This is a genomic window from Enterobacter sp. 186315, assembly GCF_053290175.1.
Genome location: NZ_JBPTTK010000012.1, coordinates 61289 through 84088 on the forward strand (window position 1 = coordinate 61289; position 22800 = coordinate 84088).

At 55.0% G+C, this 22800-nt stretch carries 24 protein-coding genes; 8 read left to right on the top strand and 16 right to left on the bottom strand.

Annotation, left to right across the window (positions count from 1 at the left end; translation table 11 throughout):
* Positions 1-26: 26 nt before the first annotated feature.
* From nuoB to lrhA, 3 genes are all read right to left on the bottom strand, one after another.
* A complete protein-coding gene (gene nuoB / locus ACSVHP_RS14675) occupies positions 27-701 on the bottom strand; it encodes an NADH-quinone oxidoreductase subunit NuoB (RefSeq protein ID WP_003861482.1) in 675 nt (224 codons plus the stop codon).
* A gap of 15 nt (positions 702-716) precedes the next feature.
* Positions 717-1157 carry an NADH-quinone oxidoreductase subunit NuoA gene (nuoA, locus tag ACSVHP_RS14680; RefSeq protein ID WP_234675413.1) on the bottom strand — a complete coding sequence of 147 codons (441 nt, stop codon included), beginning with the start codon at positions 1155-1157 and terminating at the stop codon, positions 717-719.
* A gap of 630 nt (positions 1158-1787) precedes the next feature.
* Positions 1788-2726, bottom strand: a complete 939-nt coding sequence (gene lrhA, locus ACSVHP_RS14685) for a transcriptional regulator LrhA (protein ID WP_234675412.1) — start codon at positions 2724-2726, stop codon at positions 1788-1790.
* 937 nt (positions 2727-3663) lie between these two features.
* Here lrhA and alaA point away from each other — a divergent pair.
* Together alaA and yfbR are read left to right on the top strand one after the other, a co-directional pair.
* Positions 3664-4878, top strand: a complete 1215-nt coding sequence (alaA, locus tag ACSVHP_RS14690) for an alanine transaminase AlaA (protein ID WP_417315235.1) — start codon at positions 3664-3666, stop codon at positions 4876-4878.
* Positions 4879-4993: 115 nt separating this feature from the next.
* Entirely contained in the window at positions 4994-5593 is a 600-nt protein-coding gene (yfbR, locus tag ACSVHP_RS14695) for a 5'-deoxynucleotidase (protein ID WP_234675410.1), read from the top strand.
* An 80-nt stretch (positions 5594-5673) separates the two neighbouring features.
* Here the strand turns inward: yfbR and ACSVHP_RS14700 are convergent, their stop codons facing one another.
* The 4 genes from ACSVHP_RS14700 to yfbV form a co-directional block, all read right to left on the bottom strand.
* Complete coding sequence (locus tag ACSVHP_RS14700; RefSeq protein ID WP_417315237.1) at positions 5674-7506, bottom strand: SLC13 family permease; 1833 nt, start codon at positions 7504-7506, stop codon at positions 5674-5676.
* Between the two features lie 83 nt (positions 7507-7589).
* Entirely contained in the window at positions 7590-8249 is a 660-nt protein-coding gene (locus tag ACSVHP_RS14705) for a sugar phosphatase (protein ID WP_447552276.1), read from the bottom strand.
* 11 nt (positions 8250-8260) lie between these two features.
* A complete protein-coding gene (locus ACSVHP_RS14710; protein ID WP_447552277.1) occupies positions 8261-8755 on the bottom strand; it encodes a YfbU family protein in 495 nt (164 codons plus the stop codon).
* A 92-nt stretch (positions 8756-8847) separates the two neighbouring features.
* Entirely contained in the window at positions 8848-9303 is a 456-nt protein-coding gene (gene yfbV / locus ACSVHP_RS14715; RefSeq protein WP_234675407.1) for a terminus macrodomain insulation protein YfbV, read from the bottom strand.
* Between the two features lie 337 nt (positions 9304-9640).
* Here yfbV and ackA point away from each other — a divergent pair, with 337 nt between their 5' ends.
* Together ackA and pta are read left to right on the top strand one after the other, a co-directional pair.
* Complete coding sequence (ackA, locus tag ACSVHP_RS14720) at positions 9641-10843, top strand: acetate kinase (RefSeq protein ID WP_214605674.1); 1203 nt, start codon at positions 9641-9643, stop codon at positions 10841-10843.
* A gap of 76 nt (positions 10844-10919) precedes the next feature.
* Entirely contained in the window at positions 10920-13061 is a 2142-nt protein-coding gene (pta, locus tag ACSVHP_RS14725; protein WP_234675406.1) for a phosphate acetyltransferase, read from the top strand.
* Positions 13062-13145: 84 nt separating this feature from the next.
* On the opposite strand, the gene yfcD is transcribed toward pta, so the two are convergent.
* From yfcD to yfcF, 3 genes are read right to left on the bottom strand one after another with little or no spacing between them, the layout of a single operon-like run.
* The gene (gene yfcD, locus ACSVHP_RS14730) at positions 13146-13712 is read right to left on the bottom strand and encodes an NUDIX hydrolase YfcD (protein ID WP_234675405.1); all 567 of its coding nucleotides are present in this window, start codon (positions 13710-13712) and stop codon (positions 13146-13148) included.
* A gap of 55 nt (positions 13713-13767) precedes the next feature.
* The gene (yfcE, locus tag ACSVHP_RS14735; protein ID WP_447552278.1) at positions 13768-14319 is read right to left on the bottom strand and encodes a phosphodiesterase; all 552 of its coding nucleotides are present in this window, start codon (positions 14317-14319) and stop codon (positions 13768-13770) included.
* Positions 14320-14375: 56 nt separating this feature from the next.
* Positions 14376-15020, bottom strand: coding sequence for a glutathione transferase (gene yfcF / locus ACSVHP_RS14740; protein ID WP_447552279.1), 645 nt, complete (start codon positions 15018-15020; stop codon positions 14376-14378).
* Between the two features lie 139 nt (positions 15021-15159).
* Between yfcF and yfcG the strand changes: the two genes are divergently transcribed.
* The 4 genes from yfcG (at position 15160) to ACSVHP_RS14760 (ending at position 17694) form a co-directional block, all read left to right on the top strand.
* Positions 15160-15789 (top strand): GSH-dependent disulfide bond oxidoreductase, encoded by a 630-nt coding sequence (gene yfcG / locus ACSVHP_RS14745; RefSeq protein ID WP_234675402.1) that lies wholly within the window; start codon positions 15160-15162, stop codon positions 15787-15789.
* Positions 15790-15862: 73 nt separating this feature from the next.
* On the top strand, positions 15863-16231 hold the full coding sequence (gene folX / locus ACSVHP_RS14750) for a dihydroneopterin triphosphate 2'-epimerase (RefSeq protein ID WP_234675401.1): 369 nt from the start codon (positions 15863-15865) through the stop codon (positions 16229-16231).
* A gap of 12 nt (positions 16232-16243) precedes the next feature.
* Positions 16244-17137: a TIGR01777 family oxidoreductase gene (locus tag ACSVHP_RS14755; protein WP_417315245.1), complete on the top strand. Its 894-nt coding sequence runs from the start codon at positions 16244-16246 to the stop codon at positions 17135-17137.
* 47 nt (positions 17138-17184) lie between these two features.
* Positions 17185-17694 (top strand): GNAT family N-acetyltransferase, encoded by a 510-nt coding sequence (locus tag ACSVHP_RS14760; RefSeq protein WP_234675399.1) that lies wholly within the window; start codon positions 17185-17187, stop codon positions 17692-17694.
* 118 nt (positions 17695-17812) lie between these two features.
* On the opposite strand, the gene hisP is transcribed toward ACSVHP_RS14760, so the two are convergent.
* The 6 genes from hisP to ACSVHP_RS14790 all read right to left on the bottom strand — a co-directional run bounded on the left by hisP (position 17813) and on the right by ACSVHP_RS14790 (position 22746).
* The gene (hisP, locus tag ACSVHP_RS14765; protein WP_028016220.1) at positions 17813-18586 is read right to left on the bottom strand and encodes a histidine ABC transporter ATP-binding protein HisP; all 774 of its coding nucleotides are present in this window, start codon (positions 18584-18586) and stop codon (positions 17813-17815) included.
* Between the two features lie 8 nt (positions 18587-18594).
* On the bottom strand, positions 18595-19308 hold the full coding sequence (locus tag ACSVHP_RS14770) for an ABC transporter permease (protein WP_447552280.1): 714 nt from the start codon (positions 19306-19308) through the stop codon (positions 18595-18597).
* Positions 19305-19991 carry a histidine ABC transporter permease HisQ gene (locus tag ACSVHP_RS14775; protein WP_234675397.1) on the bottom strand — a complete coding sequence of 229 codons (687 nt, stop codon included), beginning with the start codon at positions 19989-19991 and terminating at the stop codon, positions 19305-19307. The genes ACSVHP_RS14770 and ACSVHP_RS14775 overlap by 4 nt, the downstream gene beginning before the upstream one ends.
* Positions 19992-20079: 88 nt before the next feature.
* Complete coding sequence (hisJ, locus tag ACSVHP_RS14780; RefSeq protein WP_447552281.1) at positions 20080-20862, bottom strand: histidine ABC transporter substrate-binding protein HisJ; 783 nt, start codon at positions 20860-20862, stop codon at positions 20080-20082.
* Between the two features lie 241 nt (positions 20863-21103).
* Complete coding sequence (gene argT, locus ACSVHP_RS14785) at positions 21104-21886, bottom strand: lysine/arginine/ornithine ABC transporter substrate-binding protein ArgT (protein WP_447552282.1); 783 nt, start codon at positions 21884-21886, stop codon at positions 21104-21106.
* 290 nt (positions 21887-22176) lie between these two features.
* Positions 22177-22746 carry a UbiX family flavin prenyltransferase gene (locus ACSVHP_RS14790; RefSeq protein ID WP_234675394.1) on the bottom strand — a complete coding sequence of 190 codons (570 nt, stop codon included), beginning with the start codon at positions 22744-22746 and terminating at the stop codon, positions 22177-22179.
* Between the last annotated feature and the right edge of the window lie 54 nt (positions 22747-22800).

The window sequence follows — 22800 nt, forward strand, 5'->3', positions numbered from 1 at the left end:
GTTTACTCCATGCCCACAGGCGCAAATTAAATTTCGTCAGGGGTACGCAGATTGGTTACTGCAATACGTTCACCGCGTTTACGCTCGCGTTCTGACTGCATGTTCGCGCGATAAACGCCCTGATCGCCCACCACCCATGAGAGCGGACGGCGCTCTTTGCCGATAGACTCTTGCAGCAGCATCAGCGCCTGCATGTAGGCTTCTGGACGCGGCGGGCAGCCCGGGATGTAAACATCCACCGGAATGAACTTATCAACGCCCTGCACAACGGAATAAATGTCGTACATCCCGCCGGAGTTTGCACAAGCGCCCATGGAAATCACCCATTTTGGCTCAAGCATCTGGTCATACAGACGCTGGATAACCGGCGCCATTTTGGTGAAGCAGGTTCCGGCCACCACCATCAGGTCAGCCTGACGCGGGGAAGCACGCAGTACCTCTGCCCCAAAACGCGCAACGTCATGCACCGCAGTGAATGACGTCACCATTTCAACGTAGCAGCAAGAAAGGCCAAAGTTGTAAGGCCAGATGGAGTTCTTACGACCCCAGTTGACCATATCGTGCATGGCATGTTCGAGCTTGCCCATGTACACGCTTTTGTTGACTTCTTGCTCCAGGGGGTCGGTTACGATCTCCTGTTTTTGCAGGGGGTAACGGTCATTCTCACCGTTAGGATCTATGCGGGTGAGCGTATAATCCATCTTATTGCCTCGCTGTTACTGCTGACGATTAGAGATACTGTTTTCCGGGTTGATGTGTTCACGGCGTGAACGCACAGGTGTCCAGTCCAGCGCGCCAATACGCACCAGATAAACCAGACCGGCCAGTAACACTAAAATGAAAATTGCGGCCTCGACAAAGCCCACCCAACCACTTTCGCGAATGGACGTTGACCATGCGAAGAGGTAAAGCGCTTCCACGTCGAAGATGACGAAGAACATGGCTACCAGATAGAACTTGGCAGACAGGCGTAAGCGAGCGGTACCTACTGAATCAATACCTGATTCGAAAGGTGTGTTTTTGTGCCTTGCGCGGGCGCGACCGCCCAGGAACCAGCCGCCGATTAACATCAGGCAGCACAGGCCAATGGCTACAATAAGAAAGATTGCGAATGCCCAGTGATGAGCGATGACTTCTGTGGATGTTGACATACTCATTGCTTACTCATCAAAAGTGATATCTACGACACTGCTCTTGCTGGCAGATGGACATCACATCGATTCATGGGGAGGAACAAATAACCTTACACTAACTGTCGGAAATGGGACATAGACAGCAAAATGATGTGGTTTTTTACTCCTTTCTATAACCTTTTGTCAACTTTAACAAAGGTTTCTTCACATTAAATTACATCGAGCGATTCTCATTAACAATTCATGCCCTTTAACCCTGGCGGGTGTCTGACTTTACGTCAAATGCATGTTGTTGAATCGTGTCCGTTTTGGAAGTAAAAAAAATAACCCTCCTATTTTGACAGGATTCGCCAACGATTCCTCCCCCCAAATAGGAGTATTTTCTTGATCTGAGACACGCTTTTGTTAATTCAATCAAAAAAACGGCAACATATTTGCCGTTTTATTAACATGAGCGGCACGCGTGGCCGTTGAGAAGTGGAATCGTTCAATTTTTATACCAAACTATCTACTTCGATGATAAATATAGGGTATTTCTGGTATCCCTGTATCCATGATGGTTATGAGTGGCAAAAAAAAACCACTCCGCGAAAAATTCGCGCGAGTGGCCTCTTTTTACACTTACAAATTGTTACCAGTTTTTTGAGCGTTTGATCACTCAAAATCACCTTCAACCACCAGGGAGTCATCCCCCCCTTCCGGAGTAACGTGCTCGTACTGCCACGGATTGTGGTAATTCTCCATCGCCTCGAACACCACTTTTGCCAGCTCGTTATTGCTTGCTGAGTTATGGCAGAGCAGGTACTCGGTATCCGGCAGCGCGGGAAGACCGTCTGCATGACCCAAAACGCGCAGATCCGGGCTCATCATCTCAACCGGACGGGCAGTGACCCCTAAACCGGCCTTAACGGCGGCACGAACGGCGGGCAGCGTCGAGGCCACATAGGCCAGACGCCACGGAATGTTGGCTTCGTTCAGCGCGGTGATCACCATATCGCGGAACGGGCTGGGATCGTCGAGCAGCACCAGTGGGATCGGCTCGCCTTTTTGCAGCACGTATTCTGCCGCGCAATACCAGTGCGTCGGCGACGTTCGCAGCGTCAGGCAGTCAAACTGCCCAGGACGGTGCGTGGTGACCACCAGATCCACCTCATTCTCGCTCAGCATGTCGACCATAAAGGCATTACGCTTAACGCTCACATCCAACGCAAGTTTCGGATAAACCGAACTAATTCGATTAAGAAGGAACGGCAATATGGTATCCGCCGATTCATCAGATGCCCCTAAGGTTAACACCCCCTGAAGGTTGCTAAACATTAAGGACATACATGCTTCATCATTAAAGCGCAGAATTTTTCTGGCATACCCTAAAAGCTGAATGCCGTGTTCCGTCAATAGCTTATTGCGCCCGTGTCGGGCAAATAACTCTTTACCGACCAGCTGCTCCAGCCGTTGCATTTGTTGGCTAACGGCGGACTGGGTCCGGCAAACTGCGGCAGCAGCTGCTGCAAAAGTGTTGAGATCGGCGACCGCAACAAACGTTCTCAGCAGATCGAGGTCGAGATTCATTATCGGACGATTTGCATTTATCATATCTTTTCACTTACAGGTTGCTCGTGCGGAGCTGCCCGGGTTGAAGCTGTGTGTAACAGTTAAACAATTCCTTCTGAAGGAGTTCCCTCGCATCCCGGCCCGGCAGACTGCCTGACAGATAGTTATTGTGCTGCTGAATATCTACGGTCAGAAATCACGTTTCATGACGATATTTTTATTCTCTAAAACGTTCAGGATATTTAGATGAAAACAGATCGTATGTAAATTCCATTAAAGGAATGACAATAATCCGCCATCTTTATCGCAGCGTTACCAGCCTGTCAGAATGTACCTAACACATTCACGCAAGCGATAAGTCTAACAATAACAATCAATTAATGCAGAAAAGACGGTGCAGATATACCACTTTGGTCGGCTTTTCTGAACAACATCTTAACCCAAATCCACTTTATTTATAAGTCTTATTGCAATATTAAACATTTAGCGGTGTTGATAAGCAGCTAAATTCATTTTATTAAAATTAACGAAAGTTGCAATTTCGTCGTTAATAATAAATAAAGTTTAATTTAGATTAAGTGTATACATTAATAACACTTAACATTAAATTTACATGGGCAACTTTTATCACGGATGAATTATTTGCCAAATGTATAACAGAGAACTCAGATTTTTCGAAAAGTCACTAAAGGCAACGGCTGCCTCATCATCCATTCGTGCTGGAGGTCATTCTATTTAGTTCAGCACAAAATTCAATAAAGCCAGCACACCGTAGCACAATAAACCTAAAGCCGCGTTATCTGCATTACTTTAAAGCAGGTAAATCGCCGGGGTGTAGATAAATAGAATACAAAGATTTTAAGGTATTGCACAAAATCTTCTTCTGCTCGCCCTTCAAAACGCAGCGAGGTGGGAGTACATTGTTCCGTGCTGACTTCCACGGCAGGGAGTGGCAATAATAGCAAAAGGTTAAAGGTTCATGTCCCCTATCGAAAAATCCAGCAAACTAGATAACGTCTGTTACGACATCCGCGGCCCGGTTCTCAAAGAGGCCAAACGCCTTGAAGAAGAAGGCAACAAGGTTCTGAAACTCAACATTGGTAACCCCGCGCCGTTTGGTTTTGAAGCGCCGGATGAAATCCTGGTTGATGTGATCCGCAACCTGCCAACCGCCCAGGGTTATTGCGACTCCAAAGGACTCTACTCAGCCCGTAAAGCCATCATGCAGCACTACCAGGCGCGTGGAATGCGTGACGTTACGGTAGAAGATATTTATATCGGTAACGGCGTGTCCGAGCTGATCGTGCAGGCGATGCAGGCGCTGCTGAACAGCGGCGATGAAATGCTGGTTCCGGCACCGGATTACCCGCTGTGGACGGCCGCCGTGTCTCTGTCCAGCGGCAAAGCGGTACATTACCTGTGCGATGAATCGTCCGGCTGGTTCCCGGATCTGGACGATATCCGCGCCAAAATCACCCCGCGCACGCGCGGTATCGTGATCATCAACCCGAACAACCCGACCGGTGCAGTGTACTCGAAAGAGCTGCTGCTGGAGATCGTGGAGATCGCTCGTCAGCACAACCTGATCATTTACGCCGACGAGATTTACGACAAGATCCTCTACGACGCCGCGCAGCACCACTCCATCGCCGCTCTTGCCCCGGATCTGCTGACCGTCACGTTTAACGGCCTGTCCAAAACCTACCGCGTGGCGGGCTTCCGTCAGGGCTGGATGGTACTGAACGGCCCGAAAAAACACGCTAAGGGCTATATCGAAGGGCTGGAAATGCTGGCCTCGATGCGCCTGTGCGCCAACGTTCCGGCGCAGCATGCGATCCAGACCGCGCTGGGCGGTTATCAGAGCATCAGCGAATTTATCACCCCGGGCGGACGTTTGTATGAGCAGCGCAACCGCGCGTGGGAGTTAATCAACGATATTCCGGGCGTTTCCTGCGTGAAGCCAAACGGCGCACTTTATATGTTCCCGAAAATTGATGCCAAACGCTTCAATATCCACGATGACCAGAAAATGGTGCTCGATTTCCTGCTTCAGGAGAAAGTGCTGCTGGTTCAGGGGACGGCGTTTAACTGGCCGTGGCCGGATCACGTGCGTATCGTGACCCTGCCGCGTGAAGACGATCTTGAAATGGCCATCAGCCGCTTCGGGCGTTTCCTGTCCGGGTATCACCAGTAACCGCTTTTGTCGCCGGGCGGCGCTGCGCCTGCCCGGCTTCCCCACTCCTAGATTTGCATCTTCCCTCCCCTCCCCCCACAATAAAGTCCGTCGCAGTGAAGACAAAAGGTAACCTATGAGTCAGAGCCATTTTTTTGCCCACCTCTCCCGCCTGAAGCTGATTAACCGCTGGCCGCTGATGCGGAACGTACGCACGGAAAACGTGTCCGAACACAGCCTCCAGGTCGCGATGGTCGCTCACGCGCTGGCGGCGATCAAAAACCGCAAATTTAACGGCCAGGTGAACCCGGAACGTATCGCCCTGCTGGCGATGTACCACGATGCATCAGAAGTGCTGACCGGCGATCTGCCGACCCCGGTGAAATACTTCAACTCGCAGATTGCGCAGGAATATAAGGCGATCGAGAAGATTGCCCAGCAGAAACTGATTGAGATGGTCCCGGACGAACTGCGCGATATCTTCGAACCCCTCATCGATGAGCATCAATACACGGAAGATGAAACGTCGCTGGTCAAGCAGGCCGACGCGCTGTGCGCTTACCTGAAATGCCTGGAAGAGCTCTCTGCCGGAAATAACGAATTCTTACTGGCGAAAACGCGTCTGGAAAAAACGCTGGAATCCCGCCGCAGCGAAGAGATGGACTATTTTATGCAGGTGTTTGTGCCGAGCTTCCATTTATCGCTGGATGAGATTAGCCAGGATTCGCCCCTCTGACTGTCGCCCGGCGGCGCTGCGCTTGCAGGGCCTACGGGAAGGTAGGCCGGGTAAGGCGCAGCCGCCACCCGGCAACGTCCTCAGAACGGGAACAACACGGGGATCAACACCACGCATACCACCATCACCAGCACGGTGAAGGGCACGCCGATCTTAACGAAGTCACTGAAGGTATAGTTCCCCGGCCCCAGCACCAGCGTGTTCACCGGGGATGAAACCGGCGTCATAAAGGCCGCGGAGGCCGCCATCGCCACCATCATCGCAAACGGGTACGGGGAAACGCCCATCGATTTCGCCATCGCCAGCGCAATAGGCGCCATCAGCACGGCGGTCGCGGTGTTTGAAATGAACAGGCCAATCGACGCGCACATCACGAACAAACAGACCAGCATCATATACGGGCCATAGCCGCCGCCGATGTCCATCAGTCCTTTGACCACCAGATCCACCCCGCCGGTCTTTTGCAGCGCCAGCGCAAAGGGCATCATCCCGACGATAAGAATGATGCTCGGCCAGTGGATCGCCTTGTAGGCGCTCTGGGCGTCAATGCAGCGGAATTTTCCCATCAGCAGACAGGCAATAATCGCGGCAATGGGATTAGGGATTTCGTCGGTCAGCATCAGCGCCACCATCAGCACCAGACAGAAGATAGCGTGCGGTGCCTGGCTGTGTGCCGGGGAGGCGTCGCTCTCCTCAACCGGCATATTGAGCACCACAAAATCGCGCCCCTTTTGCCCCAGCTGGCCGATCAGCTTCCAGTTGCCCACCACCAGGAAAATATCTCCGAGCAGGATAGGCTCATCCACCACCGCCCCTTCCAGCGCCACGCCGTCGCGCTTGAGGCCGACCACGTTCAGGCCGTAGCGGGTTCGAAAGCCGATTTCACGCACCGTTTTGCCCAGCAGCTCCGATTCCGGGATCAGAGAGACTTCCGCCATGCCAACGTCCAGCGCCTGGTCGGAGAAATACTCCCCGCGCAGCACCATCGGCTCCAGCAGCTGTTCGCTGCAAAACTCGCGCAGGTCAACGTCGGCGGTGGACATATCAATCAGCAGCACGTCCCGCGCGCGAAATTCAGACACCCCGTTCACGTTAACGATCACCCGGCGGAAACGGCGCCAGCGCTCCACGCCGATCACGTTCGCGCCGTAGCGCTCGCGCAGCTTGAGATCGTCCAGACGCTGGCCGACCATCGGCGAGCCGGGACGAATCGCCAGCCGACGCGCCCGCCCGGTTAAGCGGTACTCTTTGATCAGATCGCGGAAGGTGCGCCGCTTCCAGCCGTCTTTCGATTTATCCTGCTTTTCGCCCTTCAGCGCAAAGCGGGTGAGGAGCATGTAAATCACCCCCAGCACCAGGATCACCAGCCCAAGCGGCGTCACGCTGAAAAAGCTAAACCCCTCCAGCCCCTCGCGGATCAGTTCACTGTTAACCACCAGGTTAGGCGGCGTGGCGACCAGGGTCATCATGCCGCTGATAAGACCGGCGAAGCTCAGCGGCATCATCAGGCGCGACGGCGAGGTCTGCATCCGCATGGAAACGCTGAGCACCACCGGAATAAAGATCGCGACCACGCCGGTGGAGCTCATAAACGCCCCCAGCCCGGCGACGGTCAGCATCAGGTAGATCAGCATTTTGGTTTCGCTGCTGCCCGCGACTTTTACCAGCCACGATCCCATGATGGTCGCCACGCCCGTGCGCACCAGCCCGTCGCCGATAATAAACAGCGCGGCAATCAGGATAACGTTAGGATCGCTAAAACCGGAGAAGGCTTCCGGAAGGGTGAGCGTACCGCTCAGCACGAAGGCGACGATGACAAACAGGGCCACCGCATCCATGCGGACCTTGCCTGTAGCAAAAAGAATAATGGCGATAAAAAGCAGGCTCAGTACCCAAATCAGTTCACCGTTCACAACATTTCCTTGTCAGAGAAATCAGGGATGAGAAAAGAGTGTGCCATAAAAAAGCCCCAACAAAGTGGGGCTAAATCATAGGATTACTTTTTTAGCGAGACGGTTACGCTTCCGTCTGGCGCTTTCGACACCTCAAGCGCCGTGAGCGAGTCCAGCACAAAATCGGCCTCGTTCAGCCGGGGTGAGTCGGCGGGCACGTTCACGGCAATCACATGGCTGCCCGCGTTTAACCCGGCCAGCACGCCGGCCGCCGCGTCTTCAACCACCACGCACTCTTCAGGCGCCAGCCCCAGCAGTTCAGCGCCCAGTAAAAACGCGTCAGGTTCTGGCTTTCCGCGCTTAACGCGTTCGGCGGTAATAAAGACGTCCGGCGTAGGCAAGCCCGCAGCCTTGTGGCGGGCATGAGCAACGGGAACAGAGCCGGAGGTGACAATCGCCCACGGGATCTGCGCCTCGTTCAGATGCTTAAGCAGTTCGCGCGCGCCGGGCAGCGCGGTGATGCCGTCGGTGTCGGTCGCTTCAATCTGCTCAAGGTATTTGAACTCGGCCTGGATCGCATCCTCTGTGCTTCCCGCCATGAAGTGGCGTAAAGAGGTAATGGCCTGTTTGCCATGGATGAAATCTAATACGTCCTGATGGTCAATGCCGTGCCTGTCGGCCCAATGGCACCACGAGCGCTCCACAACCGGCAGCGAATCCACCAGCGTACCGTCCAGATCAAACAGAAAACCTTTACACTGCACACGCACCTCCGTCAGGCATTAATGATTTGTTGAATTTCGTTGCTGCTTAAATGGTACTGGCGCGGGCAGGAGTGCCATACGCCCAGCATGCGCTGGTATTTTTCCCACATTGGGGTTTGCGCGTTGAAACCGTGCGTGCCTGCATCGAAGTGGGTGTAACGCCCTTCAGTGTTGACCATAAAGCGGACGTAGCTCAGATAGCGCGCTTCCGTTGCGGCGTCGAAGCCGAGGAAAGTCACGCGGCGCTCGTCGATGGACTGCCGATCTTTGAGGTTGGTCCAGGAGACGTGCAGCGCGTGATACATCTCCATAATGTCGATCACGATGCGGCAGGTTTCTTCCTTAAGCTCGCCGAACTCGCGGTCCAGTTCGCGCATCTGCAAACCAAATCCACGTTCGACGATAGTCTGCAAGCGGCTGTAGCGCGCAGCGTTGTCGGGATCAAGCATTGTCATCATTTTGTACTGGTTAGACAAAATCAGACGTTGAGCATGGGTCATTTCCATCTTTCGACTCCTGTAGCGCGTAGCACTTGAAAAAAAAGACACGGTAACTGCGCGTTACTGTGCCTTCTTTTAATAGTCGTTTCGATGATCAATCACAAATCATCGAGGAATGTTTTATCAAGTTGTTTAAATGCCCGCTTGAGGGTATCGGCCAGCGCCTGGTAATCCGGCTTGCCTTCGACAGGTGCCAGCGCCTGCCCGGCCTCTTCAAGTTTTCCACGCACTTCATAAAACCAGTGTAAAATTGTTGGTGGCAGCGGCGTCACCGAACGCTTGCCTAGCCACCACAGCCCCTGCATGGGAAGGCTGAGCGCAAACAGCGCGGTGGCAACGGCCGGGCCAAGCTGCCCGCCCAGGGCGATCTGCCAGCAGAGCGTGAAGATAGCCACCGGCGGCATAAAGCGAATCGCATAGCGCGTGGCGCGGATGGTGCGATTCTCAATAAACATAGGCGCAAGGCGCTTTTCCATCGGCCACGTCTTAGCGTAATGCTGCCCCCGACGAAACAGGCTGAAAAAGCTTACGGAGGGGATTTCTGGTGTCGACATGGCTGTACCTCAACTTCACATATAAAAATTAAAATTTTCGTGCAAAACCACAACAAGCTATGACAACGTTCAAAATATTTTGTCATCGCTACCCCGTATCAGGTATTCTGTGCCAGCCTGATAGGGCCTTAGACGACAATCATTCAATCGTCAAATTATTGCATATTATGCCATTGCCTGAAAAATGTTCAAAATGGCATAAAATCATAGATATTTCTTCCATCATGCCAGAATGTTCGTTCGGCATGATGTTAATCATAAACGTCCGGGTCTGCTTGCGTTACGCTTCACGACTCACTGACGTTTTTTTAGCCACGTATCAATAATAGGTACTTCCATGTCGAGTAAGTTAGTACTGGTTCTGAACTGCGGTAGCTCCTCACTGAAATTCGCCATCATCGATGCGCTCAACGGTGACGAGTACCTCTCTGGTTTGGCCGAATGTTTCCACCTTCCAGAAGCACGTATCAAGTGGAAGATGGACGGTAGCAAACAAGAAGCGGCTTTAGGTGCAGGCGCCGCTCACAGTGAAGCGCTGAACTTTATCGTTAACACTATTCTGGCACAAAAACCAGAACTGTCTGCTCAGCTGACTGCGATTGGTCATCGTATCGTCCACGGCGGCGAAAAATACACCAGTTCCGTCGTGATCGACGAATCTGTGATTCAGGGCATCAAAGACTCTGCGTCCTTCGCACCGCTGCACAACCCGGCTCACCTGATCGGTATCGCCGAAGCACTGAAATCCTTCCCGAATCTGAAAGACAAAAACGTGGCCGTGTTCGACACCGCGTTCCATCAGACCATGCCGGAAGAGTCTTACCTCTACGCCCTGCCGTACAGCCTGTACAAAGAGCACGGTGTTCGTCGTTACGGCGCACACGGGACCAGCCACTTCTACGTGACTCAGGAAGCGGCAAAAGTGCTGAACAAGCCGGTTGAAGAAGTGAACATCATCACCTGCCATCTGGGCAACGGTGGTTCTGTTTCCGCTATCCGTAACGGTAAATGTGTTGATACTTCTATGGGTCTGACCCCGCTGGAAGGTCTGGTGATGGGTACCCGTTCCGGTGACATCGACCCGGCGATTATCTTCCACCTGCACGACACCCTGGGCATGAGCGTTGATGACATCAACAAAATGCTGACCAAAGAGTCTGGCCTGCTGGGTCTGACCGAAGTCACCAGCGACTGCCGTTATGTTGAAGACAACTACGCGGAAAAAGCTGACGCTAAACGTGCAATGGACGTTTACTGCCACCGTCTGGCGAAATACATCGGCTCTTACACTGCGCTGATGGACGGTCGTCTGGACGCGGTTATCTTCACCGGTGGTATCGGTGAAAACGCAGCGATGGTGCGTGAACTGTCTCTGGGCAAACTGGGCGTTCTGGGCTTCGAAGTTGATCACGAGCGTAACCTGGCTGCCCGTTTCGGCAAGTCTGGCTTCATCAACAAAGAAGGCACCCGCCCTGCTATCGTTATTCCAACTAACGAAGAGCTGGTCATCGCGCAAGACGCGAACCGTCTGACTGCCTGATTCCACACCGCCAGCCTAGCTGGCGGTGCTGTTTTGTAACCCGCCACATGTCGGCGGTAACGAAAGAGGATAAACCGTGTCCCGTACTATTATGCTGATCCCTACCGGAACCAGCGTCGGCCTGACCAGCGTCAGCCTTGGCGTGATCCGTGCTATGGAACGCAAAGGCGTTCGTCTGAGCGTCTTTAAGCCAATCGCCCAGCCTCGTGCCGGTGGCGATGCGCCAGACCAGACCACCAGCATCGTTCGCAAGAACTCCAATCTGCCAGCGGCTGAACCGCTGAAGATGAGCCACGTTGAGTCTCTGCTCTCCAGCAACCAGAAAGACGTGCTGATGGAAGAGATCATCGCCAACTACCACGCTAACGCGCAGGACGCGGAAGTGGTACTGGTTGAAGGCCTGGTGCCAACGCGTAAACATCAGTTCGCCCAGTCTCTGAACTTCGAAATCGCGAAAACGCTGAACGCGGAAATCGTCTTCGTGATGTCTCAGGGTACCGACACCCCAGAGCAGCTGAAAGAGCGTATCGAACTGACCCGCAGCAGCTTTGGCGGCGCGAAAAACAGCAACATCACCGGCGTTATCGTTAACAAACTGAACGCACCGGTTGATGAGCAGGGCCGTACTCGCCCTGACCTGTCTGAAATCTTCGACGACTCCTCTAAAGCGAAAGTGGTTAAAGTGGATCCGGCTAAATTGCAGGATTCCAGCCCGCTGCCAGTGCTGGGCGCGGTGCCGTGGAGCTTCGATCTGATTGCCACCCGCGCAATCGACATGGCGCGCCACCTGAACGCGACCATCGTTAACGAAGGCGACATCAACACCCGTCGCGTGAAGTCCGTGACCTTCTGTGCGCGTAGCATTCCGCACATGCTGGAACACTTCCGCGCAGGCTCCCTGCTGGTGACCTCCGCAGACCGTCCAGACGTGCTGGTTGCAGCCTGCCTGGCCGCGATGAACGGCGTGGAAATCGGTGCGATCCTGCTGACCGGTGCTTACGAGATGGACCCACGCGTCAGCAAGCTGTGCGAACGCGCGTTCGCCACTGGCCTGCCGGTCTTCATGGTAAACACTAACACCTGGCAGACCTCTCTGAGCCTGCAAAGCTTCAACCTGGAAGTGCCGGTTGACGACCACGAGCGTATCGAGAAAGTTCAGGAATACGTTGCGGGCTACATCAACGCAGACTGGATCGAATCCCTGACCGCAACCTCCGAGCGTAGCCGTCGTCTGTCTCCGCCAGCCTTCCGTTACCAGCTGACCGAGCTGGCGCGTAAAGCGGGCAAACGCGTTGTTCTGCCAGAAGGCGACGAACCACGTACCGTTAAAGCGGCAGCTATCTGTGCAGAGCGCGGCATCGCGACCTGTGTGCTGCTCGGTAACCCTGACGAGATCAACCGCGTGGCGGCGTCTCAGGGCGTTGAGCTGGGCGCAGGCATCGAAATCGTTGACCCTGAAGTGGTTCGCGAAAGCTACGTTGCCCGTCTGGTTGAGCTGCGTAAGAGCAAAGGCATGACCGAAGCGGTTGCGCGCGAGCAGCTGGAAGACAACGTAGTGCTGGGCACGCTGATGCTGGAGCAGGACGAAGTTGACGGTCTGGTTTCCGGTGCCGTTCACACCACCGCGAACACCATTCGTCCACCGTTGCAGCTGATCAAAACTGCACCGGGCAGCTCTCTGGTCTCTTCCGTGTTCTTCATGCTGCTGCCTGAACAGGTTTACGTTTACGGCGACTGCGCGATCAACCCGGATCCAACCGCAGAACAGCTGGCTGAAATCGCAATCCAGTCTGCGGACTCCGCGATTGCCTTCGGTATCGAACCTCGCGTGGCGATGCTCTCCTACTCCACCGGTACCTCTGGTGCAGGTAGCGACGTAGAGAAAGTGCGTGAAGCGACGCGTCTGGCGCAGGAAAAACGTCCTGACCTGATGATCGACGGCCCGCTGCAATACGACGCCGCCGTGATGGCTGACGTTGCGAAATCCAAAGCGCCGAACTCTCCGGTTGCAGGTCGCGCTACCGTGTTCATCTTCCCGGATCTGAACACCGGTAACACCACCTACAAAGCGGTACAGCGTTCTGCTGACCTGATCTCCATCGGGCCAATGCTTCAGGGTATGCGCAAACCTGTGAACGACCTGTCCCGTGGTGCGCTGGTTGACGATATCGTCTACACCATCGCGCTGACGGCGATCCAGTCTTCGCAGCAGCAGTAATGCTAAAAAGCCCGGTGGCGTTAACGCTTACCGGGCCAACAAAAAAGGCGACTTACTAGTCGCCTTTTTTAATGCTGAAAAGACCTACTCGGCCTCTTCCTCTTTTTCCGCTTTCACTTCAGGTTTAGCCGATTCGTTCTTCGCGTTCCGGGTCATCCACAGCGCCAGCGCCTTCAGGGAATCCGGCGTGAACTCATCGCAGCGGGCGGTGATCTCTTCCGGCGTCATCCAGCTGACTTCACTGACCTCTTCTTCCTGCAACGCAAACGGCCCGTGGGAAACGCAGCTGAACAGCCCGCCCCAGACGCGGCAGTGTTCATCTTCAAAGTAGAACTGCCCGTGCTCGGCAAACGGCACGCCGGCAATACCTAACTCTTCTTCCGCTTCACGGCGGGCGGAATCCAGCAGCACTTCATCTGCCTGCACCACGCCGCCTGCGGTGGCATCCAGCATTCCGGGCAGAAAATCTTTAGTGTCCGTGCGTCGCTGAACCAGAATTTTGCCCATGCCGTCATGAACAACGATATAGGTTGCACGGTGACGCAGGCGCTCTGCGCGCATCTGCTCGCGGCTGGCCTGCGCGATCACTTCATTGTCTTCGCTGACAATATCTACCCATTCTGTACTTGCCAAATGACTCTGCTCCACCATCGGGAAACCTTCTCGTTTAAGCGCTCTCTCGGCGCGTTTACAGTTGTGGTGTAACTTACGGATTAATCGTTACCTGCGCAATAACTTGCTGATCATTAAGTGCGATTACGCTTAAGGTATTATCGATAAGCATTCCGTAGCTGGCGGAATATCCCCCTTTCGGGATGCTCACCGAGCCAGGGTTAAAGTGATAAATCGCCCCGCATTTTTCAGCAACCGGAATATGAGTATGACCGTAAACCAGGACATCGCCAGTCGCCAGCGCCGGGAGATTATCCGGGCTAAAAAGATGACCGTGGGTCAAAAACAGGCGACCGCTGTCGAGCAGCACCTGCTGCCACGGGGCGGTAATCGGGAAATGCAGCAGCATCTGATCGACCTCGCTGTCGCAGTTCCCGCGCACCGCAATGATTTTATCCGCTACCGCGTTGAGCCTTTCCGCCACCTGCGCCGGGGCATAGCCTTCCGGCAGCGCGTTGCGCGGGCCGTGATTTAGCACATCCCCCAGAATCACCAGCCACCGCGCGCCGCTTTGTGCAAACAGAGACAACACGCGCTCCGTCGCGGGCAGCGACCCGTGGATATCCGATGCAAACATCAGTTTCATCAGTTACTCCTTCGAAAATCAGACTGCCCTTATGATACCTCAAGCGGCTGCGCTTATCAGCCCGCACGCCGGGCGGAAAGCGCCACATAACGCTGCACCGACGCGCGCTGCCACTGGAAGGTGGCGTAATCCACCAGCAGCTGCGGCACGTCATCGCCGTTAAGGACCAGGCGGTTGAGCATCAGCGCCAGATCGGCATCGGCGATACACCATTCACCAAACAGGTTCGGGTTGCCGTGAGCGAGCAGCAAGGAGGCGGTATCGATAAGCTTGCGCGCGCTGGCCAGCCCCTCTTCGCTGAGCGGCGGCTTTTTCACGCCGGCGAATACCACGTCCGTTGAACGCTCGACGCGGATCGGCACCAGATCGCTGCGCAGCCACGCCTGGATTTGACGCGCACGCGCGCGCTTTTGCAGATCGTGAGGATAGATGCGCTCCCACTCCGGCGGCGAGAATCGCTCTTCGAGATACTCCGCGATCGCCGAGGATTCGCTCAGCTCAAAGCCGTCGATTTCCAGCACCGGCACCCGACGTGTCAGCGCGTAGCCCTGCCAGTCCGGCTTCAGGTGCGCGCCGCTGTCCAAATCCACGGTTTTCAGCGTAAATGACAGCCCTTTTTCGGCTAAGGCAACGTACACGCTCATGACATAAGGCGAAAAATAATTGCTGTCGGACCACAGCGCTATTGCGGGTTGGTTCATGATTTCCTCATCGACTGGCGGGTTTTCACTCAACATATAATCTCTTTGCGTCGCTGTCACTTGATGAAAACTCACGATTTACAACAAGCACCTATACTCAATTTTATCCCCTCAACATTTGCACGCTCAGGAGATAAGAATGATAGACCTCTACTATGCCCCTACGCCGAACGGCCACAAGATCGCCCTCTTTCTGGAAGAAGCTAAGCTTGATTACAGAATCATTCGGGTTGATATCAGTAAGGGGGATCAGTTCAGGCCGGATTTCCTGGCGATTTCACCCAACAATAAAATTCCCGCGATTGTCGATAACGCCCCCGCCGACGGCGGCAGGCCGCTGAGCCTGTTTGAATCGGGCGAGATTTTGCTCTATCTGGCGGAAAAAACCGGGCAGCTGCTCAGCGGCGAGCTGCGCGAGCGCCACCACACGCTGCAATGGCTGTTCTGGCAGTCGAGCGGGCTGGGGCCAATGCTTGGGCAGAATCACCACTTTAATTCGTATGCGCCCCAGCTCATTCCCTACGCCATCGAGCGCTATCAGGTGGAAACGCAGCGGCTGTACGGCGTGCTAAACCGCCGGCTGGAGAAATCCCCGTGGCTCGGTGGCGACCATTACAGCATTGCGGATATCGCCTGCTGGCCGTGGATCAACACGCACGAGCGCCACCGGATTGATTTAGCCAGCTTCCCGGCGGTGAATAACTGGTTTGAGCGCATCCGCACGCGCCCGGCCACCGAACGCGCCCTGCAAAAAGCCCAGCAGATTTAACCGTGTGCCCGGTTGGGCGCGCGTTATCTCCTCATGTATCATGGAGGAAATAACGACACGGAGAAGACCTGCAATGTCGCAGCATGACGCTATTATTCGTATTAAAAACTTACGCTTACGCACGTTTATCGGTATCAAGGAAGAAGAAATTGCCAACCGCCAGGATATCGTTGTGAATGTGGTTATCCACTACCCGGCGGACAAGGCGCGCGCCAGTGAAGACATTAACGACGCGCTGAACTACCGCACCATCACCAAAAGCATCATCCAGTACGTTGAAAGCAACCGCTTCTCGTTACTGGAAAAATTAACCCAGGATGTGCTCGATATCGCACGGGAACATCACTGGGTCACGTATGCTGAAGTGGAGATCGATAAACTTCACGCCCTGCGCTACGCCGACTCGGTCTCCATGACGCTAAGCTGGCAGCGCGAGGACTAATCTGGAGGTTGTATGAAGATTTTGCTGACCGGCGGCACCGGCCTGATTGGTCGTCATCTCGTTCCACGCCTGCAAGCGTTGCACCATGACGTCACCGTGGTCACCCGCAGCCCGGAAAAGGCGCGTCAGGCGCTCGGCCCCGGCGTCGACCTCTGGAAAGGTCTGGACGGGCAGCAAAATCTCGACGGCTTCGACGCGGTGATTAACCTCGCGGGCGAGCCGATTGCCGACAAGCGCTGGACCCAGGAGCAAAAACAGCGGTTGTGCAACAGCCGCTGGGCGATCACCGAGCGGCTGGTCGCGCTTTTTCAAAGCAGCAGTAATCCGCCGTCGGTGTTCATTTCCGGCTCTGCGGCGGGCTACTACGGCGATCTGGGTGAAGTCGTCGTGACCGAAGAAGAGCCTCCGCACAATGAATTTACCCATAAGCTCTGCGCCCAGTGGGAGCGTATCGCCTGCGGCGCACAGAGCGACGCCACCCGCGTCTGCCTGCTGCGCACCGGCGTGGTGCTCGCGCCGAAGGGCGGCATTCTGGCGAAGATGCTCCCGCCGTTCCGCCTCGGTCTTGGCGGGCCGATTGGCAGCGGGCGGCAGTATCTGGCGTGGATCCACATTGAAGATATGATCAACGGTATTCTCTGGCTGCTGGATAACGATCTGCGCGGGCCGTTTAACATGGTATCGCCCTATCCGGTGCGCAACGAGCAGTTCGCCCACGCGCTCGGCCACGCGCTGCATCGCCCGGCGGTGTTACGCGTCCCGGCCGCCGCCATTCGCTTACTGATGGGGGAATCCTCGGTGCTGGTGCTGGGCGGGCAGCGCGCGCTGCCGAAACGGCTCGAAGCCTCCGGGTTTGCCTTCCGCTGGTATGATTTAGAAGAAGCGCTGGCGGATGTAGTGCGGTGAATATGTTAAGGTGATACGCCAGAACTCTTTCGCAGGGCAGCGTCACTATGGCAACGATCACTACTCCCCGGCTTCATCTCACTCCTTTTGAACCCTCCGACTGGGCGTTCTTCCGCACGCTGCGTGAAGACCCCGACATCATGCGTTATATGGCGGCTATCGCGTCAGAAAAAGAGACTCGCCGCGTGTTTGCCGCAAGGCTGACCGCTGCGCATGTTTTTGTGATCCGTCTTCATGGGGATGATACACCGCTTGGTGATATTGGCCTGCAAATCAGCGCGGAAAATCCCGAAGAGGCGGATATCGGCTATACGGTGGTGCCTGCCGCTCAGGGAAAAGGTATCGCCAGCGAGGCGCTGCACGCGGTGTGTGATTACGCGTTTACCCGGACGGGCGTGAAGGCGATTAACGCCTACGTGCTGGCGGATAACGGCGGGTCGGTACGGGTGCTGGAGAAGGCCGGGTTTGTGCGCACCCAGGTGCTGGAAAAGGCATACGAGATTAACGGCGTGCGGTATGACGACTGGGTGTATCGGCTGGAGTGTAGTGCGGCTTGATGCCCTCACCCCGTCCCTCTCCCACAGGGAGAGGGTGAACACCCGGTCGATTGGGCGGCACTGCGGCCTGATGCCCTCACCCCACCCTCTCCCACAGGGAGAGGGAGAAGGGCAAAAACTACTTCAACGACCCTTTCAAAAACTGCTGCAAGCGCGGGCTTTGCGGGTTCGCCAGCACCTCGTCCGGGTGCCCCTGCTCTTCGATTTTCCCCTGATGCAGGAAAATCACGTGGTTGGAAACGTTACGGGCGAAGCCCATTTCGTGCGTCACCACCACCATGGTTTTGCCCTCTTCGGCCAGCTTCTGCATGATGCGCAGCACTTCGCCAACAAGCTCAGGGTCAAGCGCCGAGGTGGGTTCATCAAACAGCAGCACTTCCGGCTCCATCGCCAGCGCGCGGGCGATGGAGACGCGCTGCTGCTGGCCGCCGGAGAGATGCACCGGGTACTTCATCTGCTGACGCTCGTCGATCCCCACTTTCGCAAGGTACTTCACCGCGCGCTCGCGGGCTTCCTGCTTGCTCAGGCCCAGCACCTGAACCGGCGCTTCCATCACGTTCTCCAGCACCGTCATGTGGCTCCAGAGGTTAAAGTGCTGGAATACCATCGTCAGACGGGTGCGCAGCAGGCGCAGCTGGTTTTTGTCCGCCACCTTCAGCTGGCCGTCTTTATCGCGCACCAGGTTGATGTTCTGACCGCTCACTACAATCGAGCCTTCGCTCGGCTTTTCGAGGAAGTTAATGCAGCGCAGGAAGGTGCTTTTACCCGATCCGGAGGAGCCGATAATACTGATTACATCGCCTGCATTCGCCTGAAGCGAAACCCCTTTCAGCACTTCATGTTCGCCGTAGCGCTTGTGCAAATCGATAACGTTTAATTTGTTCTCAGCCATATACATTCTCAGTGCGTCGAAGGTTTTACATGCTGCAACCAGCGTTTTTCAGCCTTGCGGAACAGGCTAATCAGGACATACGAAATAATCAAATACAGCACTGCCGCAATGCCAAACGCGGTAAATGGCTGGTAGGTCGCTGAGTTAATATCTCGGGCGATTTTGAGCAGATCCGGCACCGTGGCGGTAAAGGCCAGCGCGGTGGAGTGCAGCATCAAAATCACTTCGTTGCTGTAGGCAGGCAGCGCGATACGCAGGGCCGGCGGCAGAATAATGCAGCGGTAGAGCTTCACCGAGGAGAAGCCATACGCGCGCGCGGCCTCAATCTCACCGTACGGCACGGAGCGAATGGCACCCGCGAAAATCTCGGTGGTATAGGCGCAGGTGTTGAGCGTAAGCGCCAGCACCGTACAGTTCAGCCCGCTGCGGAAGAAGGCGTTGAGCATCTCGGTGCCTTTCACGATCTCCAGGGTGTACATCCCGGAGTAAAACACCAGAAGCTGCACGTACAGCGGCGTTCCGCGAAACACATAGGTGAACAGCCAGATCGGGAAGCGGATAAATTTGTTGTTCGACACGCGGCCGATGGCGAGAAACACCGCCAGCACGCCGCCCATCACCACGGAAGAAATTAACAGCCACAGCGTAATGGCCACGCCGGTGTAGCGGTAGCCGTCCGTCCACAGCAGCGATTTCCAGTATTCCTGAAGAATATCAATCACAGGTCAGCCCTCTTCACACCCACGGAGTAGCGACGTTCGAGCAGAAGCAGCACACCATTGGAGACAGTCGTAAAGACCAGATAAATCACGCCGCACACCACGGCAAAGTAGAACGGCTCCCAGGTGCTCTTTCCGGCAAGCTGGGTGGCTTTCACCACATCTTCCAGGCCAAGCAGCGAAACCAGCGCGGTGGCTTTAAGGATAACCTGCCAGTTGTTACCAATACCCGGCAGCGCGAAGCGCATCATCGCCGGGAACATGATCCGACGAAACGTCTGTGAGGAGGTAAAACCGAAGGCGGTCGCCGCTTCAATATGGCCTCTCGGGACGGCCATATAGGCGCCACGGAAGGTTTCGGTGAAGTACGCGCCGTAGATAAAGCCCAGCGTGATGATACCGGCCACCATCGGATCGATATCAATCTGGCTCATACCAATCGCGTCAGTTACGCCGTTGAGGGCAATTTGCAGGCCGTAGAAAATCAGCAGCATCAGCACCAGATCGGGCACGCCGCGAATAAGCGTGGTGTAGCCTTCAAAAATCAGCGCCAGCGGTTTGTTGGCCGACAGCTTCGCACCCGCGCCTGCCAGACCTATCAGCACGGCCAGCACCACGGAGCTTAATGCCAGCTCAAGGGTGACCAGCGCGCCTTGTAAAATAACGCCAGAAAATCCGTACAGCATACCGCGTGCCCTGTCGTATCGTGAGTAGTGAAACCGTGTCTTTTCCCCTCCCTTCACGGGAGGGGCCGCACGTTATTAGACGGGGCGATTAGCCGCCGTATACGTTGAAATCAAAATACTTTTTCGCGAGCTTTTCATACGTGCCGTCAGCACGCATTTCGCCAAAGGCTTTGTTCAGCGCTTCGCGCAGTTCGTTGTCCTCTTTACGCAGCCCCATACCGGTGCCAACGCCAAAGAGTTTTTCGTCCTTAATGGACGGACCGCCAAACTTGTAATCTTTGCCCACAGGCTGTTTCAGGAAGCCTTCGCTCGCCGCGACTTCATCCTGGAACGCTGCATCAATACGGCCTGCGGTCAGGTCAGCGTAGATATTTTCCTGGCCCTGATAAGAGACAATTTCGATGCCCTTCGGCGCCCAGTGTTCGTTGCCGTAAGTTTCCTGCGTCGTCCCCTGCAACACGCCTACGCGCTTGCCCTTCAGGGAGTCGAGGGTTGGCTGGATATCAGAAGATTTTGCCACCACCAGACGAGAGTCCGCCGCGTAGAGTTTGTCGGTGAAGGCAATCTCCTGCTGGCGTTTTTCGGTGATGGAGAGAGAAGACATAATCACGTCGATTTTTTTAGCTTTCAGCGACGGGATCAGCGCATCCAGCGGGTTTTCAACGTAGGTACATTGCGCTTTGATACGTTTGCACAGCTCGTTAGCCAGATCGATGTCAAAACCAACCAGTTCGCCCTTCGCATTCTTCGATTCGAATGGAGCATAGGTCGGATCGGTACCAATACGAATTTTTTGTGGAATGGCAGCAAAAGCCGCGCTCGCGCTGGAAACGGCCAGCACCAGAGAAAGGGACAACATCAGTTTTTTCATATCTATCCTCAACAGACTGGATTCTTACGGGATTTTTACAACGACGGGGTGGCGTTAATGTGCCATCAATCCCATGGTTAAGGCAAAAGATAATGCCTCAACGATGGGAATATTTGCACCCTGAATGCTTAACTATGCACTCCCTGAGCGTTAATTAAGCACGAATGCACCATAATGGTGAGATAACACCCGTAACGCACCATGACGGCTCCCCGCCATGGTGCAGCCCCGTCCGTAACGATCAGTCGCCGTAGACGTTAAAATCGAAGTATTTCTTCGCCAGTTTGTCGTAGGTACCGTCTTTGCGCAGCTCGGTAAAGGCTTTATCGAACGCCGCTTTCAGCTCGGTATCATCTTTGCGCAGGCCAATACCGGTGCCGTCGCCAAAGTATTTTTTGTCCTTAACGGACGGGCCCGCAAAGGCGTACTCTTTGCCCGCAGGCTGTTTCAGGAAGCCTTCGCTCGCCGCGACTTCATCCTGGAACGCCGCGTCCAGGCGTCCGGCCGCCAGATCGGAATAAATCAGATCCTGGTTCTGGTACGCCACCACGTCGACGCCCTTCTCGCGCCAGTTCGCATTCGCGTAACCTTCCTGCGTTGAACCTTGCAGCACGCCCACATGCTTGCCTTTCAGCGAGTCGATGGTTGGCTTGATTGGGGAGCCTTTCGCCGCAATCAAACGCGAGTCCGCCGCGTAGAGCTTCTCAGAGAAGGCAATCTCCTGCTGGCGTTTTTCGGTGATTGAGAGTGAGGAGATAATGGCGTCAATTTTCTTGGCTTTCAGCGACGGGATCAGCGCGTCGAAGTCGCTGCCCACCCATGTGCACTTCACCTCCATGCGTTTGCACATCTCATTTCCCAGATCGATATCAAACCCTACGAACTCGCCTTTCGCATCTTTCGAGGAGAATGGCGCGTAGGTTGCGTCTGTACCGATACGAACCGTCTGTGGAAGCGCCGCATAGCTACCTGCTGCTGCACTTAACCCCACGAGTAAAGACAGAGCCAGAACCGTCTTCTTCATACATTTACCCTCAAGAACCGTGATTTTATTATGTATTGTGTTGTGTGTTGTGTTGCAGGCTTCTCTTGCAGGTCTTATGCCACATTGCCGTCGGGTCGAAAATTCGACGTTAAATATGTTAATAAAACGTTGCGATATTGCCTTAATGGTGAAAGATAGCAGGTCTGCCGAACGAACCGCAGAGAGAAAAAGGGAAAAAACGAATTAAATGTCGAGGATATGATCGCGGTTGCATAATTGCCCTGAAACAGGGCAACGTGCCTTATCATGCACGCTAAGCGTGCATAACGTCATGCGCCCTGCCAGCGGGTGAAGAGATCTTCAGGCAGGTCGATATCGAACTGATCCAGCACGCGGTTAACCGTCTGGTTAATCACGTCATCGAGCGACTGCGGGCGATGATAAAACGCGGGAACCGGCGGCATGATCACCGCGCCCAGCTCCGCCGCCTGGGTCATTAAGCGCAGATGCCCCAGATGCAGCGGCGTTTCACGCACGCACAGCACCAGCGGACGGCGCTCTTTTAGCACCACATCCGCCGCGCGGGTCACCAGGGTGTCGGTATAGCTGTTCACAATGCCGGAGAGCGTTTTGATGGAACACGGCAGGATTACCATGCCAGCGGTTTTAAACGAGCCTGACGAGATGCTGGCGGCGATATCACGGGCATCGTGAACCACGTCGGCCAGAGCCTGCACGTCGCGCAGAGACAGATCGGTTTCCAGAGAGAGCGTCTGGCGCGCCGCCTGGCTCATCACCAGATGGGTTTCCACCCCGGCGACGTCGCGCAAAATCTGTAACAGGCGCACGCCGTAAATCGCGCCGCTGGCACCGCTAAGCCCTACTATGAGTCGTTTCATGATTCTCGCCCTTACTGATTTCAGGGCTGACTGTGCAGGATTTTACGGGGAGTT